The sequence below is a fragment of the Streptomyces sp. NPDC044063 genome (genome assembly GCF_056434285.1).
Map to the genome: position 1 here is coordinate 198,048 of NZ_JBWKFM010000001.1, position 17,234 is coordinate 215,281.

14 protein-coding genes and 1 pseudogene are annotated in these 17,234 nt (G+C 70.5%); 7 read left to right on the forward strand and 8 right to left on the reverse strand.

Features of this window, described 5'->3' with window-relative positions:
* Positions 1–380 precede the first annotated feature (380 nt).
* The 3 genes from AC07BS_RS00845 (at position 381) to AC07BS_RS00855 (ending at position 3,061) form a co-directional block, all read left to right on the forward strand.
* Positions 381–1,511 carry a globin domain-containing protein gene (locus tag AC07BS_RS00845; RefSeq protein WP_478638965.1) on the forward strand — a complete coding sequence of 377 codons (1,131 nt, stop codon included), beginning with the start codon at positions 381–383 and terminating at the stop codon, positions 1,509–1,511.
* 39 nt (positions 1,512–1,550) lie between these two features.
* Complete coding sequence (locus tag AC07BS_RS00850; protein WP_478638963.1) at positions 1,551–2,183, forward strand: pyridoxamine 5'-phosphate oxidase family protein; 633 nt, start codon at positions 1,551–1,553, stop codon at positions 2,181–2,183.
* A gap of 116 nt (positions 2,184–2,299) precedes the next feature.
* Entirely contained in the window at positions 2,300–3,061 is a 762-nt protein-coding gene (locus tag AC07BS_RS00855) for an SDR family oxidoreductase (RefSeq protein WP_478638961.1), read from the forward strand.
* A 22-nt stretch (positions 3,062–3,083) separates the two neighbouring features.
* On the opposite strand, the gene AC07BS_RS00860 is transcribed toward AC07BS_RS00855, so the two are convergent.
* Positions 3,084–4,139 (reverse strand): ligand-gated ion channel, encoded by a 1,056-nt coding sequence (locus AC07BS_RS00860; protein ID WP_478929127.1) that lies wholly within the window; start codon positions 4,137–4,139, stop codon positions 3,084–3,086.
* Positions 4,140–4,331: 192 nt separating this feature from the next.
* Here AC07BS_RS00860 and AC07BS_RS00865 point away from each other — a divergent pair, with 192 nt between their 5' ends.
* Entirely contained in the window at positions 4,332–5,495 is a 1,164-nt protein-coding gene (locus AC07BS_RS00865) for an FAD-dependent oxidoreductase (protein ID WP_478929129.1), read from the forward strand.
* Positions 5,496–5,505: 10 nt separating this feature from the next.
* Here the strand turns inward: AC07BS_RS00865 and AC07BS_RS00870 are convergent, their stop codons facing one another.
* Complete coding sequence (locus tag AC07BS_RS00870) at positions 5,506–6,039, reverse strand: NTPase (protein WP_478929131.1); 534 nt, start codon at positions 6,037–6,039, stop codon at positions 5,506–5,508.
* Between the two features lie 194 nt (positions 6,040–6,233).
* On the opposite strand from AC07BS_RS00870, the gene AC07BS_RS00875 reads away from it, so the two are divergent.
* Together AC07BS_RS00875 and AC07BS_RS00880 are read left to right on the forward strand one after the other, a co-directional pair.
* Complete coding sequence (locus AC07BS_RS00875; RefSeq protein ID WP_478638954.1) at positions 6,234–7,004, forward strand: GNAT family N-acetyltransferase; 771 nt, start codon at positions 6,234–6,236, stop codon at positions 7,002–7,004.
* 145 nt (positions 7,005–7,149) lie between these two features.
* On the forward strand, positions 7,150–8,367 hold the full coding sequence (locus AC07BS_RS00880) for a PP2C family protein-serine/threonine phosphatase (protein WP_478930035.1): 1,218 nt from the start codon (positions 7,150–7,152) through the stop codon (positions 8,365–8,367).
* Between the two features lie 71 nt (positions 8,368–8,438).
* Here AC07BS_RS00880 and AC07BS_RS00885 read toward each other — a convergent pair whose 3' ends face one another.
* Together AC07BS_RS00885 and AC07BS_RS00890 are read right to left on the reverse strand one after the other, a co-directional pair.
* On the reverse strand, positions 8,439–10,466 hold the full coding sequence (locus AC07BS_RS00885) for an ATP-binding cassette domain-containing protein (RefSeq protein WP_478929133.1): 2,028 nt from the start codon (positions 10,464–10,466) through the stop codon (positions 8,439–8,441).
* Positions 10,463–10,951, reverse strand: a complete 489-nt coding sequence (locus tag AC07BS_RS00890) for an NUDIX hydrolase (RefSeq protein WP_478929135.1) — start codon at positions 10,949–10,951, stop codon at positions 10,463–10,465. Before AC07BS_RS00890 ends, AC07BS_RS00885 begins: the two co-directional genes overlap by 4 nt.
* Before the next feature lie 468 nt (positions 10,952–11,419).
* On the opposite strand from AC07BS_RS00890, the gene AC07BS_RS00895 reads away from it, so the two are divergent.
* Positions 11,420–12,154, forward strand: coding sequence for a 2OG-Fe dioxygenase family protein (locus AC07BS_RS00895; RefSeq protein WP_478929137.1), 735 nt, complete (start codon positions 11,420–11,422; stop codon positions 12,152–12,154).
* A 15-nt stretch (positions 12,155–12,169) separates the two neighbouring features.
* Here AC07BS_RS00895 and AC07BS_RS00900 read toward each other — a convergent pair whose 3' ends face one another.
* The 4 genes and pseudogenes from AC07BS_RS00900 to AC07BS_RS00915 form a co-directional block, all read right to left on the reverse strand.
* Positions 12,170–13,327, reverse strand: a complete 1,158-nt coding sequence (locus tag AC07BS_RS00900; RefSeq protein ID WP_478929139.1) for a carboxylate-amine ligase — start codon at positions 13,325–13,327, stop codon at positions 12,170–12,172.
* A gap of 88 nt (positions 13,328–13,415) precedes the next feature.
* The gene (locus AC07BS_RS00905; protein ID WP_478929141.1) at positions 13,416–14,204 is read right to left on the reverse strand and encodes an NAD-dependent epimerase/dehydratase family protein; all 789 of its coding nucleotides are present in this window, start codon (positions 14,202–14,204) and stop codon (positions 13,416–13,418) included.
* 97 nt (positions 14,205–14,301) lie between these two features.
* The gene (locus AC07BS_RS00910; protein WP_478929143.1) at positions 14,302–15,318 is read right to left on the reverse strand and encodes an HNH endonuclease; all 1,017 of its coding nucleotides are present in this window, start codon (positions 15,316–15,318) and stop codon (positions 14,302–14,304) included.
* A gap of 1,118 nt (positions 15,319–16,436) precedes the next feature.
* A pseudogene (locus AC07BS_RS00915) lies at positions 16,437–17,222 on the reverse strand (SWIM zinc finger family protein); the annotation flags it as partial.
* Positions 17,223–17,234: the final 12 nt, after the last annotated feature.

Consider the following 17,234-nt stretch of genomic DNA (forward strand, 5'->3'; position numbering starts at 1 on the left):
GATATGTGCCTCAAATTGTCACATCGGCCGAGTCGATCGAGAACAAGTCGACAAAGTCTGGTCGCGAGTTCTGGTGAATATGGACCTTCCTTGCTCCGTGGCCCTCATGGAGGATCATCCGGCACCCGGAAGCACTCAGTCCGCTTTGTTGATTCCGCACCCTTGTGAGGACCCATGTCGGTATCGTTCGACTCTCATGCCGTCCACCTCGGATGTCCCGGGCGGACGTCATGGCGAGTGGCGAACCGGGGAGCGCTGGCGCCTTGAGATTCCGGATCGGTCGTTCGAGCCGCACATCCACGCGCCCGCCCCTGACGGACCCCGTCCCCGCCGGGGCCGCGGACACCGGAGAGCCGGACACCGCCGAAGCGGAAGCGCCGTTGTCGGATCACGAGATAGGCCTCATCAGGGCGTCCCTGTCGGTGGTCGAACCCCTCGCAGGTGAGATCACGGTCTATTTCTACGCGATCCTGTTCGCTCGCTACCCAGAAGTCCGTCCGATGTTCCCGCAAGGGATGGACACCCAGCGCGACCGCCTCCTGCGCTCGCTGCTGCGCATCGTGGACCTGGTCGACGACCCCGAGAGCCTCGTGCGCTTCTGCGGACACCTCGGCCGCGATCACCGCAAGTTCGGCACCGTCGCCGCGCACTTCCCTGCCGTCGGAGAGTGCCTCCTCGCCACTCTGGCCCGGTACGCGGGCTCCGCGTGGACCCCGGACATCGCCGCCGCCTGGACGAAGGCGTACGGCGTGGTCGCCCAGGTCATGATCAGTGCGGCCGAGGAGGACGCGGCGATACGGCCCGCCGTATGGCCCGCCACGGTCGTGCACCGTGTCACGCACAGCCACGGCATCGCCGAGATCACCGTACGTCCCCATATCGACTACGAGTACGCCGCGGGCCAGTACGCGAGCATCGAGACGCCTTGGTGGCCGAAGAGGTGGCGCTACTACTCCATAGCCAACGCGCCTCGCGAGGACGGCACACTCACCTTCCACGTACGTGCGGTGGCCGGCGGATCGGTCAGCGGCGCACTGGTGCAGCGAGCGGCCGTGGGCGACGTCCTCCACCTCGGGCCCCCGATGGGCGACATGGTCCTGGACGTGGCCGATCACGACGAACTCCTCTGCGTGGCCGGCGGCACCGGTCTCGCCCCGATCCGCGCACTCGTCGAGGAGATCGCCCGCCGAGGGGAGAACCGTCATGTCGATCTGTTCCTCGGCGCCCGGACCAGTGCCGAGCTGTACGGGGTCGACGACATGCTCCGGATGGCCCAACGGCACCACTGGCTGAGCATCAAGGGCGCGGTCTCCCACGAGCACATCCCGGGAATCCGCGGAACCCTTCCGGACGTACTGGCCGCATACGGGCCGTGGTACGAGCACGACGTTTTCCTCAGCGGCCCCGCGCGGATGGTCGCCACGGCCAAGGAGACGCTCACCCTCAACGGCACTCCGCTCGGACGCATCCATCACGACCCGTTCGAGACTCCCGTCCTGTCCACTCCCTGAGTCGCGCCCTTCCCGCCAGCCCTCCCAGGAGACCCCTTCGTGACCACGCCTCCGCCGTCCTTCGGGTCAGCAGGTGAACACCGGCTGCAGCAGCTACTGGGCACCGCGGACCGCGCCGCCCGGTTCTACGACCAGCAGGTGCATCCGTATCTCACGCCCGAGATGCGCGACTTCATCGACCGTCAGACGATGGTCTTCCTGGCCACCGCGGACTCCCGGGGGGAGTGCGACGCCAGCTTCCGGGCAGGGCCGCCGGGATTCGTCCACGTGATCGACGACCGCACGCTCGCCTACCCCGAATTCCGCGGCAACGGCGTGATGGCCAGCGCCGGGAACGTGATCGAGAATCCTCACCTCGGCATGCTCTTCGTGGACTTCACCCACCACCACGTGGGGCTCCACGTCAACGGCGTGGCCCACCTCTACCGTGACGAGGACCTGCGCCGTATCCGTCCCGGCCTGCCCACCGACACCGTCCCCGGGCGCAGTCCGGAAATGTGGGTCCACCTCACCGTCGAGGAGGCCTACATCCACTGCTCCAAGCACATACCCCACCTGGAACCGGCCCCCAGACCCGCCGGCCGCGACGCTGCGCGCCCCAGGGACTCGGACTACTTCACCAAGCCCCGTACCGCACCCTGGCAAAACGTTTCGGGGGCTGCGGGAAACTGACCCGGCCGACGACGCGGCCATGCCCGGCAGCGTCACCCGAATGGCGGACATCGGGTTCCGGTGTCCACCGGGCGGGTGCGCTACTGGAACGAGCCGCGCGGGAGGAGGAGAAGACCGTGTCCGCTGCGCTGAAGGGCAAGACCGCCCTGGTGACGGGCGCCTCCGACAACCTGGGCCTGAGGTTCGCCACCGCGCTCGCCCAGGACGGCGCCGACGTGATGCTCCACTACAACAGCGACCACAAACGCGACCAGGCCGAGAAGGTCGCCAAGGACCTCGCGGGAATGGGCGTGCGGACCGCCACCCACCAAGCGGACCTGACTCGGGTGAACAATGTGACGGCCCTGGTGGACGCGACCATCGAGGAGCTCGGCGGCTGGGACATCCTGGTCAACACCGCCGGGATGATCGTCCGCAAACCGATCGCGGAGTTCACCGAGGACGAATGGGACCGTATGTTCGCGATCAACGCGAAGATCCCCTTCTTCCTCATGAGGGAAGCGGCCAAGAAGATGGCCGACCACGGCCGCGTCCTCAACCTCATCACCACGATCGTCGCCGTGACCGCCCCCACGTACGGCGGCTATGCCGGGAGCAAGAGCCCGGTGGAGCACTACACCAAGGCGCTCGCCAAGGAGGTCGGCGGCCGCGGCATCACCGTCAACTGCGTCGCCCCGGGGCCGCTGAAGACCAGCTTCTTCTACCCCGCGGAGACCGACGAGAACATCGCCTGGCTCAAGAGCATGAGCATCAACGGCGACATCGGCGACCCCGACGACGTCGTCCCCGTGGTCCGTTTCCTCGCCTCTCCCGAAGCCAGGTGGATCACCGCCCAGACCGTCTACGTCAATGGCGGCCTGGTGGGGAGCGCCAGCTGATAGGTGCCCGCTCGCCCACGGCTCATTTCCTTGCGGCCAGGAGTACCAGGGCTCCGCATGCCACGGCGTACGCGAGGAGTGCGAGCCAGGCGGCGCGGTGGCTCAGCTGCTCGGCCCGGGCCGGGGAGCCGCCCTTGGTGGTCCAGCGCCAGGAGAGGACGGTGCCGGCCACCGCCAGGAGGAGGAAGATCAGAGTCGTCAGGTGGAGGTGGTCGATGAGCGTCAGCCCGACCGTGCTGGTGATCACCGTGTTCGCCTGCTGCATGTTGAGCACTGCCACGAACAACGCCCCACCGAGAACGGCGAGCCGGTTGTGCAAGGCGTCCAGCCGCTCGGCGGGCGCCAGCTCCTCGTCGCGGGACGAGAGCAGGAAGGTGGAGGTCGCGATGAGGACGGCCAGATAGATCGGGGTGGTCAGCTTCCAGAAGGCAGTGGCGTCACGGCGTTCGAGGTCGATCTGGATGCGGACACGGCTGTAGGTGCTGCCGCCCTGGAGGGTCCGGTCGCCGTAGGTGGTGGTGTAGTGCTTGTCGGCGCTGACCAGGCGGAGCCGGGTGGTCTGCCAGCCTCGTGTACGGATCTCCGGGTTGAGCTCGGAGTCGGCGTTGTTCACGACGAAACGGAAGTGGCCCACGTCCTGGGGGGCCGTGAGGAGCACTTCGATGCGGTGGTGGTCGAAGGGGAAGTCGCGCACGTCCCAGTCCTGCCGGAACGTGCTCTGCAGGCGTACCTGGTCCAGGACGTGGCCGCCCTGCGTGACGATGTGCGGCTCCGATGTGTCGGGGGCGTCGGCGTTGGAATAGGAGACCTGGGGCAGGGGGTCGACGTCCCGGTTCGGGCACACGGTCCAGAGCCAAATCCGTGCGGAGAACCGGTCTTTGGCAGGGTCGATGTCGTACAGGTCGCTGACGTAGGCACTCAGTTCGCACTGCGGAACGCCCGCCCTGGGGAGCCGGGCCGCCGCCGCGGGTGGGGTGCTCGCCAGCCAGATCACCAGCGCGCCGAGGAGCGTGAGCAGCACTACGGAAGCGGGAATCGTGGTGAGGGAACGTGGTCGCTGGATCGGGTCCGCAGCCATGGAGCACTATCGTCGTTCGTCGCTTCCTGGCCGGGTAGGGCCACCTGACGGTATACGCCCGTGTGGGTGACCATCGCCGGTCCGTCCGCGCCGGCATCGAATGCATCCGACCAAAAAGACTAGTCACTACACTTTTGTATTGGATACGCTTTCGTGGTCCGATCCACCCGTGCCACGAAAGGACTTCGCCCCATGACATCTGCCCCCATCGCCATCGTGGGAGCCGGTATCGGCGGCCTCACCTGCGCCCGAGCCCTCCAGCAACACGGCTGCCCGGTCACCGTGTTCGAGCGCGAGCCCTCCGCTCGCTCCCGCTGGCAGGGCGGCATGCTGGACCTCCACGACACCGGCCGCGCCGCCGTCCACGCCGCCGGCCTGGACGAGGAGTTCCGCGCCCTGGCCCGTCCCGAAGGGCAGGAGCTGCGCGGTCTCGACCCCGTCACCGGCGAACTGGTCCACCACGAGCGGCCCGCCGACGCCACCATGGCCGCGCCCGAGATCGACCGAGGCCAACTGCGCGGCCTCCTCCTGGACTCCCTGGCCCCCGGCACCGTCCGCTGGGGACAGCCGGCCGCCGCGGTGTCCCGAGCCGGCGACGGCACCGCCCGACTGCACTTCGGCGACGGCACGAGCCGGGACTTCGCCCTGGTCGTCGGCGCGGACGGCGCCTGGTCGCGGATCCGTCCGGCGCTTTCCGACGCCACCCCCGCCTACACCGGCGACACCCTGGTCGAGACCTGCCTCGACGACGTGGACACGCGCCACCCCGCGCTGGCGCGCCTGATCGGCGACGGCACCCTGGCGGCGAAGTCCGGACGCATGATGCTGTCGGCCCAGCGCAACAACGGCGGCCACGTCCGCGTCTACGCAGGGTTCCGGGCGCCGTACGACTGGCACATCCGTGCCGGCCTGGACATCGAGGACTCCGCTGCCGTCCGCGAGCACTTGCTCGGGATGTTCGACGGCTGGCACGACAGCCTGCTCGACCTCATCCGCCACTCCGACGGCGGCTTCGTCAACAGGTCCCTGCACGTCCTGCCCGTCGGACACACCTGGGCCCATGTCCCCGGCATCACCCTGCTGGGCGACGCCGCCCACCTCATGCCTCCCTACGGCATCGGCGCGAACCTCGCCATGCTCGACGGCACCGACCTGGCGACCGCCATCGCCACCCACGACGACCTCGACCGGGCCGTCCGCGCCTACGAGGACCTGATACTGGCCCGCGCCACCGCAGCCGCCCGGGCCTGCACCGACCTGACCGCCACCATCGCGTCGGACACGGTCATCGACGTGGACGCAGCACGCCAGCACCTCGACCACCGGATCCGGGAGGCAACCCGTACAGCGGGCTGAGGGTCACCGGTCATCCGCTGTTCAGCCGTGCCGCCAACTCCGCCGGCAGGCCGTCCCGGTTGGCCTGACTCAGACGCAGCACCTCCACGTCATCGCGCTCCTTGAGGGCGTCGGTGAACGGGTCCCGGTGCACATGCACCGTGGCCACGAGGTCGACGGGAGCCTCGAACAGGGAACGGACCGCGTCCTGGAAGCCTGGACAGGCGAGCTCCATCCGGCCGAGTTCATCGATGAGGACGACGGGGGCGCGCCGGTCCGCGTCCCGCCCGGTCGGCACCGCGCGCAGGGCGGGCAGGGCCAGCTCCTCCATGACGCCCAGGTCGACCCCGTAGCGCCCCACCCGAGGCGGCCCCGGGAAGTCGACGTGGGCGAGCACTCCGTGCCGGCCGTCCAGCGTCTCCAGCGCGAAACCGACCCGGGTGCCGCCTTCCCGTATCTCCCGCGTGGTGAAGCCGGTGACCGTGCGACCGCTCAGCAGGCCGGCCAGCGCGCGGATCGCCGTCGTCTTGCCCACGCCCGGACGCCCCTCGATCAGAACCCTCATGGCAGAACCCTCATGGTCCCGTCCCTACCCGGCCCGACGGGAGCGATGACGTACCGTGGCCGAAGCTCGGCCGAATAGGTGTTCCGGCGAGCGGGCCGCGCTCATGGCCTCTGGCACACTGCCCGAGCAAGGGTTCTGCACGCTCGACGACGTCTGGGGCTACGGTGACTCATCTCGCGGAGACCATCGAATCGATGGAGCAACTCGCCACTGTCTGGCGCACCATGGTGGTCGACCGCGACGCGGATGCCGATGTACGCGACCTGCCCGGCATCGCCGTTCGCTGGGCCGACTGCCGGTTCGCCTTCTGGAACTGCGTCACCCTGACCGAGGTGGGCGCGGGAGCGGAGCTCGTCGGGCAGCGTCTGAGTCAGGCCGCGGACATCATGCGATCGAAGAAGCACCCGGGCTTCCTGTGGCTCTTCGAGGACCTCCTCGGTGACGAGGCGCGTTCCGCGGTGGGCGAGGCGGCCGAGCGGGCAGGCCTTCAGTACGCCTTCCCGGGCATGGGCATGGCCGGAGACCTGCTCCCCATTCCCGAGCCGGTCCACCCCGACCTGACCTTCGTACGCGTGACCTCCGATGAGCACCTGCGCGCCTACGCGGACCTCAACTCGCGCGGCTACGGGTTCCCCCTGGAGGAGGGCCGCGACGGAATCGTCGGCTCCACGCTCTGGAAGAGCGAGGTGTACGCCTACCTGGCCATGCGGGGTGACGTCCCGGTCGCTTGCGCCGCCACGGTCGAGGCGCGAGGCCGCCTCTTCGTCATCCTCGTCGCCACGGATCCGCGGTGGCAGCGCAGGGGCTACGGCGAGGCGGTCACGCGCAAGGCGCTGTACGAGGGCGCCCGGGCCACCGGCCTGACCCGCGCCACCTTGCACGCGACCGCCGCCGGCGCACCCGTGTACCCGCGCATCGGGTTCAAGCCGAACTCGCCGATGCGCTTCTACGGCCTGAAGGGCTGACCAGGCGGTCCGGGCGAGGGCCGCCTCCGCGGACGGTAAAGAAATCTTTACGGACCACGCTCGCGCCCTCGTCGCCCCCGTACCCCACGTGATCGTGCCCGACGTGAGGGAGGCCGGGTTCGGTGTGAAACTGGGGGCGGAAGGGGTGATCCCCGTGCCGGACCCACCGCACGCGGCCGCCGGTCCCGACACGGCCGTCGACGAGACCCGTCTGGAAGAGCTGATCATCGAGGCGCAGACGAGCCTGCCGTTCGAACTGCCCGACCTGGCGAACCGGTGCGCCTTGGCCCTCGGCCTGGGCGGCGCGCTCATCTACCTCGTCGACCTGCAACAACAGCTGCTCATCCCGCTCGACGAGGCCGCGGCGCCGCTGCTGGTGGAACGCTCGCTGGCCGGCTGGGCGTACCGGACGGTCACTCCGCGCGTGGCCGACGCCGGCGACGACGTGATCGTCTGGATGCCGCTGGTCGACGGTGCGGAGCGGTTGGGCGTGCTGGCGGTGCGCACCGCCTCGCTCGACGGGGTGCGGATGCGCCGCAGTCGCATGCTGGCCTATCTGTTCGCCATGCTGATCACCTCCAAGCGCGCCTACAGCGACTGGCTCGCCGCCCGCGCCCGTACCGCGACGATGCGGCTGCCCACCGAGATGCTGCGGGCCTTTCTGCCGTCCCACACCATCGGCAGCGCCAGGTGCGTCTCGACCGCGGTCCTGGAACCGGCGTACGACGTCGCCGGCGACGCCTTCGACCACTCGGTGGTCAAGGACATCCTGCACACCATGATCCTCGACTCCATGGGGCACGACCTGGCCTCAGGCCTGACCACGTCGGTCGCCATGGCGGCGGCGCGGAACGCCCGCCGCGGCGGTGGGGACCTGGCCGACGTCGTTGCCTCCGTCGACCAGGCACTCGCCCAGTGGCTGCCCGACCACTTCTGCACCGGCGTGCTGTGCCGGCTCGACGCGGTCACCGGGGTGCTGCGCTGGGTAAACTGCGGCCACCCGCCACCACTGCTGATCCGTGACGAGCGGGTGCTCGACGGGGTGCTGGACAGCCCTCCGCAGCCGCCGATCGGCCTGGCCGGCCAACTCGTCCCGGGGGTAAGGCAGGTCCACGAGACGACACTGCAACCAGGCGACTGCGTCCTGCTCTACACCGACGGCGTCGTGGAAGCCCGCGACGAGGACGGCGCGGAGTTCGGCCTCGACCGCTTCACCGACTTCATCATCCGCTCCTCCTCGGCCGGCCAGCGCCCGGCCGAGGTCCTGCGGCTGCTCATCCACGCCATCCTCGACTACCAGCGCAACCGACTGCGCGACGACGCGACCATCCTGCTCTTCGAATGGCGCCCGCAGTACCAGTGACGTGGCGTCGCGGCACGGGCCGGTCCTCCCGCCCACAGGGGCTGGAGGACCGGCCTTCGTCATCCGTCTTCCTACGTCCCCGCCACCGCCTGGTAAGCGGCGGCCTGGAGGGTGAACATCTGCCGGTACTCGCCCGGTCGGCCGTCGGCGGTGGTGTGCTTCATCAGGTCCTGGTGCGAGCCGGATTCGATGATGCGGCCGTCCCGGAAGACGTGGATGGTGTCGCAGCCGGTCACGCTGCTGAGCCGGTGGGAGATCAGGACGGTGATGCGGTCCGGGCGCCGCGGACCGCGCAGGACGGCCTCGTAGACGGCGTGTTCGGCGCGGGCGTCCATGCTGGCCGTCGGCTCGTCCAGCACCAGGACCGCGGCGTCCTTGTACAGGCCGCGGGCCACGGCGATCTTGGCCCAGTTGCCGCCGGAGAGCTCCTGGCCGCCCTTGAAGCGCTTGGACAGCGGGGTGGCCCACTGCCGCGGCAGACCGGCGATGACGCGGTCGGCGCCCGACGCGGTGACGGCCCGCCGGGCCCGCTCGGGGTCGGCGGTGGTGATCGTTCCGGCGCCGATCGTGGTGTTGGCCAGCGCGGACAGCGGCCACTCGACCGGATCCTGCAACACCATGGCCACCTGCGCCTGAATGCTCTCCGCGTCCACCTGCCGGACCTCCACGTCGTCCCAGTGGATCGTGCCGTCGGTCGGCTCGTACAGGCCGGCCAGCAGCTTGGCCATCGTGGACTTGCCCGAGCCGTTCGCGCCCACGAACGCGATCGTGGAACCCGCCCGGAGCGTCATCGACACCCCGCGCAGCGCCGGTGCGGTCGCCTCGGGGTAGCTGTAGTGCACGTCGCTGACGGTGATGCTCTTGACCGTGCCCGGCAGACGCCGGCCCGTGCGGTGCGGTTGCAGGCCCCTGCACCGCTCCAGGAACGCCTGGAGGTCCTCGATCCACAAGGCGTGCTCGTAGATCATGTGCATGGAGGTGACCAGGGAGACGAGGGTGCCGCGGCTGGAGCGGATGGCCAGGAACGCGCCGCCGCCGGCCGACAGCGGCAGCCACCCGGTCGCCGTCATCCACCCGAGCACCGCGTACGTCGCACCGACCGCCGCGCCCCCGAGCGTCCTGCCGAGCAGGGAGACATGGGCCTCCTCGCGCCCGAGACGGCTGTCCTCCTCCTCGATACGGCGGGCGAACCGCTCGTGTTCCTCCAGCAGCGCCTGCTGAGCGGTGGAGGAACGGACCTCCGGCGCCGAGTCGCGGTCCAGCAGCAGCCAGGTGAACAGCCGGATCCGGCGCTGGAGATTGCTGTAACGGGTGTGGGAGAGGAACCGCTGCCGCGCCGAGCGCACCGCCGCGTACCCCTGGGGGACGACGGAGACCACCAGGAGCGGGAGCAGCAGCGGGTGCAGGACGGCCAGGACACCCGCGGCACCGATGAGGGCGAGCACCGCGTGGGCCAGGGCGATGAGCTGGGGGATGGCCTGGCGCATGTAGTACAGACCGCGGTCGTTGGCCTTGTTCGCGTCGTCCGACCAAGCGGCGTCGTCCACGGCTTCGAGACGCACATGCGCGCTCAGGCGCAGGAACTCCATCTCCACCGCGCGCCGCACCTTCGGGGTGAGCGCGGCCTGGCCGCGCGCGACGCCGAAGTCGAGCAGCCCTTCCACGGCCATCAGCACCGCCACCACCGCCAGAGCCGGCAGGGCATGGCGGATACGGTCGCCGGTGGCGCCCTGGGCGAACAACGCGGACAGCACGCTCACCGAGGCCAGCAGCCCGAACGCGCTCATCAGCGCCGACCCGAGCTGGCAGACGACCACCACGACGGTGGCCCGTGCGTCGGCCTGCCACGCCATGCGCAGCACCCGACCGGTGATCGACGGCAGCCGGCCGATGATCCGCCATACGCTCGTGCGCGCCGCCTCGCCGTCCCACTGCATCCAGTAGGCGCTCTTCAGTTCGTCGCCGACCTCCTCGCCCTCGGGCGCCGCGGCGGCCCGGGCCGGGGGCAGCGGCAGGGACGGCAGCGGCTCGCGAGGCCCGGGAACCGCGTCCGGACCGTCTGATGGCTGAGCCGAGTACTGGTCAGGGGGAGGGGTCATCGGGCCCACCCCATGTCCGTGTAAGGCCAGCCGTTCGCCATGCCCTCCAGCGCCGCGACCGTGTACTCGACCGTCGGGTCGGGGAGGGAGCGCAGCGGCCACCACCGCCACTCGACGCACCGGTCCGGCTCCATCACCCGCGGCTCGCCGTGCCAGCGGTGAACGCGGAAGAACAGCTGCAACCGCGGCACGGCATCCTCGGCGGTGCCGGTGCCGGTGCCGGTGCCGGCGTCGGCGTCGGCGTCGGCCTCGAGCACGTGCACGGTGTGCACGAGCTCGAGGTCGGGCTCGGCGACCGTGACCCCGAGCTCCTCGGCGGCTTCCCGCACGGCGCAGGCCCGTGCGCTCTCCCGCTCGACATGGCCCGCCGGCACGTGCCAGACGTTCGCCGCGAACCGGGCGTCCGGCGGTCGTAGCCCCAGCAGGACGTGGCCATTCCGCTGGAACACCAGGTGCGCACCGACGACATTCGGCAAAAACGACATGATTCCCCCCTTCACGCCATGTCGAACGTACGAGTGAAGAAACCGTCAACCGGGCACGCGCTCTCCGACGGGGCGTCGAAGGTCGGGGGTTCGAACGCGATGCGCGAATCGGCGGTGTCGAGCACGGGAGTCACGAGGCCTCCAAGGTGAGCGGTCGAGGTGGACGCCCGGAACAACGCTGCTGATCAGAGGCCTGTCACGGGTGCGGTCGGGCGAAGGGTGGAACGAAAATTCGACGACCTTCCGCTCCTCAGGGCGCGCCTGGGCTCCGGCGGCGCGGCGGCATTTTCGATCCACCCGCGCGTGTCGTCTCACCCTTGCGGGGTATTGCGCGGTTCGCGCACACGATCGCATCGAGGTCCCTCTGCCGGGTCGGGCCCGTCACCGTCGATTGACGGCGTACGGGCCGGTGGGCCGTCCGCGCGACGTGCGGATGCGGCGGGCGGGAGACACGCGGACCATGGGGACGTGGTCACCGGGAGGACGACACCAGCCGAGCCGGCGGTCGCGGCGGCCCAGCGGGCCCTGACCTCGACAGGCGCGCATCCGATGCCGTCGGCCGAGGTCCTGGCATGTCTGGGTGCCGACACGGCGGGCTGGACGCGGTTCGCCGCCCACTGGGACGACCTGGTGGCGGACCCGTACGCGGCGGAGAACGGCACGCGCCGTCTGCGCCGCTACGGGATCTTCACCCTGACCCGGGACGGTCGTCTCACCGCCCGGCCGAACGACGCGTTCGTCCAACCGGAGTCCAGCAACCCGATGTACGTCGGAGTCGACCGGCACTTCGAGCCGCTGACCGACGCCTGCGTCGCCGACCCCCTGCTGGCCTCCCTGATCGGACTGCTGGGGCAGGTCGCCGCACGTCTGGAGGACCACGACGAGTGGATCGTCCAGGTGCACCCGTTCCGGGTGATCGCCTCGGCCGGCCAGGACGGGCAGCCCACGCCCGAGGGCCGGCACCGCGACGGCGTCACACTCGTCTCCTCGCTCCTCATCGGTCGCGAGAACGCCACGGGCGGTGAGAGCTCGGTGTACGACGCGACCGGCACCCATGTGCTCACGACGACGCTGAGCGAACCGGGCAGCCTGCTCCTCGGCGACGACCGGCACACGCTGCACGAGGTCTCGCCGATCCACCCACTGGACCCCGCGCGTCAGGCCCGCCGTGACGTCCTGGTGACGACGCTCCTGCCGCGCTGACGCACCGCCCTCCCCTCAACCGGTCCCCAAACCGACCAGCCCTCGACCACCCGGCCACGTCTCCTCGACCAGGCCGTCCACCACCGCGCTCAGCCTGCCCTCGGCCGCCATCCGGGCCCGCTGCCGCTCGGCCCCCGAGCCACGCCGCCGGAGCCGGTGCAGAAAGGCCGTGACCTCGTCCTCGTCGCCGTACGCGCGCAGGGCCGGACGTACATGGTCGACGAGCCGTTGCGCCTGCACCGAGGACGGCACCACATGACCGGTGAGCGCGTCCACGCCGTGACCCGGCCAGCCGTCCCGCGCGGCACGCCAGTACGCCGCCCGCAACAACTCCGCGGCGACGCGGGGGCCGGGGTCGCCGTCCGCCACGCGAGCGGCCACCGTGACGACGAGGGCCCGGACGATCAAGGTCAGGGCCACGGTGTCGGCCACGTCGGACAGGACGTCCATGGCCCGCACCTCCAGGGTGGGCAGGTGCGGATTCGGCCGTACGTCCCAGAACGGCATGCCGGGCTCCAGCATCGCTTCGGTGGCGGCCATCGCGGTGGCGAGGTGCTCGTGTTCGTCCAGCGACGCGGCGTACGGTGGCGGGCCCAGGCAGGGGAAGCGGGCGCGGATCACCGCGCGCCAGCTGGCGTAGCCGGTGTCACGGCCGCGGTGGTAGGGCGAGTTCGCGCTCAGGGCCACCAGGAGCGGCAGCCAGGGCCGCAGGTGGTTGCCGACCAGGACGGCCGTCTCCCGGTCGGGCAGGTGTACGTGGGCGTGGAACGCGCACAGGGCGAAGTCGTCGAGCAGGCCGCGGTACTGCAGGAGCCCGGCCCGGTATCGCGGATGGTCGCCGATGTCCGCACGGGCGTCGCCACCGCCTCCGTCCGCGACGACCGGTGTACCGGAGGCGCACAGGCGCAGGCCCTCGGCTCGCGCCGCATCGGCCAGGGCCGCCCGGACACGGCGCAGCTCCTCGCGCAGCTCCTCCGGGCCGGAACAGGGCGGCGTCCTGCCCTCGACCTGGAACCGCGTGAACTCTCCGGAGACGCCTCCCGGCAGTACCGCTGAGGCATGTGCGACCACCCGCGCCCCGGCCGCCACCACGCCGCGGCTGCGCGGATGGACGAGGAAGTACTCCTCCTCCACGCCGACCGTGGGCGGTTCCGCGGCGGGGTCAGGGCTCACCGCTTCAGGATCACGTGCCGTGGCGTAGCTGTCGCCCTCACTGCGGCGGTCGTGCACCACGCCGCTGGTCGTCGCCGCGGGTGACGGCTCAGGGGGCGGGCCAGACGGTGAACCGGCCTCCTACGTAGCGCGCGTCCGGGTCGTCGGCGGCGAGCGGGCCGTGGGCGGCGAGGATCTCGTCGGCGAAGACCTCGGCGTCGTCCCGTGGGCGGTAACCGAGGCGGCGGGCCGGGGCGAGGTCCCACCAGGCGCGGGTGTTGGCCGAGATGCCGTAGACGATCTCGTAACCGAGGTGGGGTGTGCGCAGCAGCGCGTCGAAGAGGCGGGCGGCGTCGTCGGGGCTGAGCCAGGTGGCGAGGGAGAGCGGTCCGGTGGGCTTGGGGAAGCAGGAGCCGATGCGGACGCACGCCACCCGCATGCCGTGGCGGTCGGCGTAGAGCGAGCCGATGGCTTCGCCGAAGACCTTGCTGGCGCCGTAGAAGGTGTCCGGGCGGGGCCGGACGGTGGTGGTGAGCTCGGTGTCGGTGTGCTGGGGATGGAAGCCGACGGCATGGCTGCTGCTGGCGAACAGCACGCGCGGGACGCCGGCGCGGCGAGCGGCTTCGAAGACCTGGTAGGTGCCGTCGATGTTGTGGTGCAGCACGTCGGCGAAGGGGGCTTCACCGGGGATGCCGGCGAGGTGGACGACTGCGCCGATGCCGGACATGGCCGCTTGCAGTGAGGTGGGGTCGGTGATGTCCCCGCGCACCCAGGCGGCCTCTTCGCCGGGTGGGGCCGGTTCGAGGTCGAAGGACCGTATGGACCACCCGAGTGACGCGAGCCGCGGCCGCAGCATCCTGCCGATCCGTCCGGCGGCCCCGGTGAGCAGGATCTCCACGTCCTCGTCTCCTGACTGGTCCGCCCGACCCGACCCTGGCAGGTGACAGTATCGCTCGCCGGCTCGATGTGAGCCCGGCGAGCACGTCGGATATGTTTCAGTCGTCGAGGGGCCTCGCGATGGAGGCTTCCGATGGGCCGGGTCCGTCCCCACCAAGGAATCTGGCGGCCACAGCCGGGTGGATGAATTCGTCCGGTCCGATTCCAATCGAGTCCCTGCTCGATTTGCGCCAGTTGCAGCCCTGGTGAGCCAGCTGCACGTTGCTCAGGGTGTCGGCCCCGCCGGCGGCGATGGGGACCACATGGTCGATGGCAGCGGACAGCGGGTCCGGCCACTGTGCTGCCCGGTCCACCGGGAGGGCGCAGAGTCGGCACCGCCAACGATCGCGTTCGAACACATCGAGTCGCTCATATCGCTCGCGGCCATTGCCCCGGATCCGGGCGCGACGCCGGTTCGCCGCGTCCGCTTGCTGGCGACGCCGCAGCTCCGGATCCTCGGCCCAACGCTGTCGACGCGCTTCGTTCTTCCACGCCGGGAGACAGGCGTCACAGCGCACCGCCGACAGCTTCTTGGTTGTTATGTCTGCTTCGCAGTCCTTGCAACGGCGTGTTTCCACATGCTTCGGATAAGGCTTCGCGTACAGCTTGAAGTACTCCATGCATGCCTGGCTGCACCACTTTCGCCGGGGTCCGCCGAGGGACTGCCCGAATGATCGGCCGCAGCCTGCCGCGCAGTAGGTAGTCTGCTGGGCAGCGGAGTCGCTCGCACAACTGCGACACCCGATCAGGCGCTGTCCGCGTGTGATGTCAGAGATTTTGACGGTCGTACCGGTGCCGCAATCCAGGCACTCGGCGGCTACCGCGAGCGTGGCCCGGGCGTAGGGCCCGGCCAGGACCAGGCCGAGGCGTGCCAAGGCCTTGACTGCCTCGGACTTGGGCACGGCGCGGTCCCGGCCGGCGCGCAGCCGTCGGAAGCAGTGGACGCAGGAACCGCCGCGGACCGCGTTGCTGAGCAGCACCGACGACAGTTCGCCGCAGCTCAGACAAGCGACCTTCACGGGCCGGCTACTGCCCTGGAAGGGCTCCAGTGGGCGGTAGCCGTTGTTCGCGAACACCTCCGAAGCGCAGTGCGCGCACCAGCCGGGGCGCCCGGACGCCGTGTATCTGGTGCCGCACTGCTTGCACTTGGCCCCCGACACGTCTCCGTACAGCTTCTGCAGGCGTCGGTGCCGTGGGCAGAGCCCCAGGGCGGCAGCCGCCTTCGGACAGCCCTCGACAGCGCAGCGGGGCGTCTGCCGGGGGACCGCTCGGTGCAGCGGGTCGCCGTGCTGGTGCCAGCGCGCGTAATGACCGCGGCAATACCCGCGCGCGACGACCGGACCGCCGCAGCCCTCGAGAGTGCACGGCTTGAAGTCGCCGGAGGAGAGCAGCTCCTGCCGCTTGAGCTCGGCGCGCTCTCCACCGGCCCGCTGGGCACACTGCTTGGAGCAGAATCTCTGCCACGGCATGGCCTGGGGGGTAAAGGCCTCTCGGCAGTATGCGCATGCCTTGACGATGCCGGCGAGCTTACGCCGGGTCCGTGCCCGGCGGTTCTCGTTGCCGAGTTCGCGTCGGCGCTCCGTGGCGCACTCCTCGGAGCAGGTTGTGCAGGCGCGGTGGCGGGTGGAGGGGATCGGGCCCGCGCACACCACGCAGGTGAAGTTCTTCTGCGGCGGGCGCCGGGTACCCCTCCTGTTCGCAGCGCCTTGTCGTTCGCGGCACTCAACCCCGCAGTACTTGGCCCTGGTAGCCCGGTCCGGCGCGATGTTGCCGCCACACCATGCGCAGGTCGACGCCATGCTCGGGTTCTCCCTCCGGCTGCTGCTGCATCACGTTGGTTCTGCGCAGGGTAAACGGGGGGTCTGACAACTCCGCCGGCGCGGCCGACCATCCCGCCATCTCAAGCGGGAGTGCTGCACGGGCTTCACCCGGCTGCTAACGTGAGCTCACGTCAACCTCGCCGGCTGTTGTGGCGGGGAGGGTGGAACAGGAAACCCTCAGCGCCGGGGACGCGTGCCCGGGTGATCCGTCGAGGTTGCTCCTTGCGATGGCGCCCCATAGGCGCCCCGTCTCTGTAAGCGCGCTCATGGCTAATGAGCGCTCCCGAGGACACCCGTTCCCGGGCGCCCTGGTCCAGGCGCCCGGCTGCTTTGATCCTCAGAGAGGGGGCGCACGAGGTGCGCCGCCGTTAGGGCGATTCGTCGAGCGCCTGGGAGACCAGCCAGCGTGCGAGCCCCTCCGGGTCGGGACGTGCCGCGCGGCACGCTTCGTGGTGGGCTTCGGCGAGGCCGGTGCCGAGCTGCCCGAGCCATCCGTCGGAGTCGTCGACGCACTCCTCGGCCCTGGCCAGCAGCTCGATCGCCTCGCGCGCCAGCATCTCGGCGTCCGGGGCCCGGCCCGATCCCGTGAGCGCTCTGATCGCGCTCACCGCCTGCCCCGCCTGGTCGGCGTAGGCCCGGGCGTCGGCGTACTCGACGTAGCCGTACTGGGCGAACGGGCCGATGTCGAGCAGCTCGCGGACGCGGACGCGGACGCCGGTCAGGTCTCCCCGGGCGCTCGCGGCCCGCAGCTCCAGGCGGCGGAGCAGCTGCCGGTCCTCGGCGGTCAGGTCCCGTACGAGGGTGAGCAATTCGTCCCTGGACAGACCCGACAGCCAGGCGTCGAGGCCCTGGGCCCGGTCGTGGGCCGCCTTCCGCTGCTCCGGCAGGCGGTCCTGCTGGGCGAGGGCGGTCAGGCCGAGCGCGACCAGGTGCTTGCAGAAGTTGCCTTCCTGGCCGTACGGGCAGTCGCACGTTCCCGTCAGTCCTCCGGGGCCGTCCAGGGCCAGCTCCGCCTCGTACCGTTCCGTGCCGTGGACGGTCGCGCTGATCCAGTCGTCGCCTACCTCGAACCCGGACACCGCGTCGAGGTATCCGAGCCCACGCTCGAAGGAGCGGGCGCCGGCCAGCGCCCTGAGGTTCGCCTCCGTAAGGCCGTTCACGACTCTTCGTAC

Excerpts from the sequence above, each read along its gene's own strand:
- AC07BS_RS00860 (WP_478929127.1), bottom strand. The coding sequence starts at position 4,139 with ATGGCTGCGGACCCGATCCAGCGACCACGTTCCCTCACCACGATTCCC.
- AC07BS_RS00865 (WP_478929129.1), top strand. The coding sequence starts at position 4,332 with ATGACATCTGCCCCCATCGCCATCGTGGGAGCCGGTATCGGCGGCCTC.
- AC07BS_RS00870 (WP_478929131.1), bottom strand. The coding sequence starts at position 6,039 with ATGAGGGTTCTGATCGAGGGGCGTCCGGGCGTGGGCAAGACGACGGCG.
- AC07BS_RS00875 (WP_478638954.1), top strand. The coding sequence starts at position 6,234 with ATGGAGCAACTCGCCACTGTCTGGCGCACCATGGTGGTCGACCGCGAC.
- AC07BS_RS00885 (WP_478929133.1), bottom strand. The coding sequence starts at position 10,466 with ATGACCCCTCCCCCTGACCAGTACTCGGCTCAGCCATCAGACGGTCCG.
- AC07BS_RS00890 (WP_478929135.1), bottom strand. The coding sequence starts at position 10,951 with ATGTCGTTTTTGCCGAATGTCGTCGGTGCGCACCTGGTGTTCCAGCGG.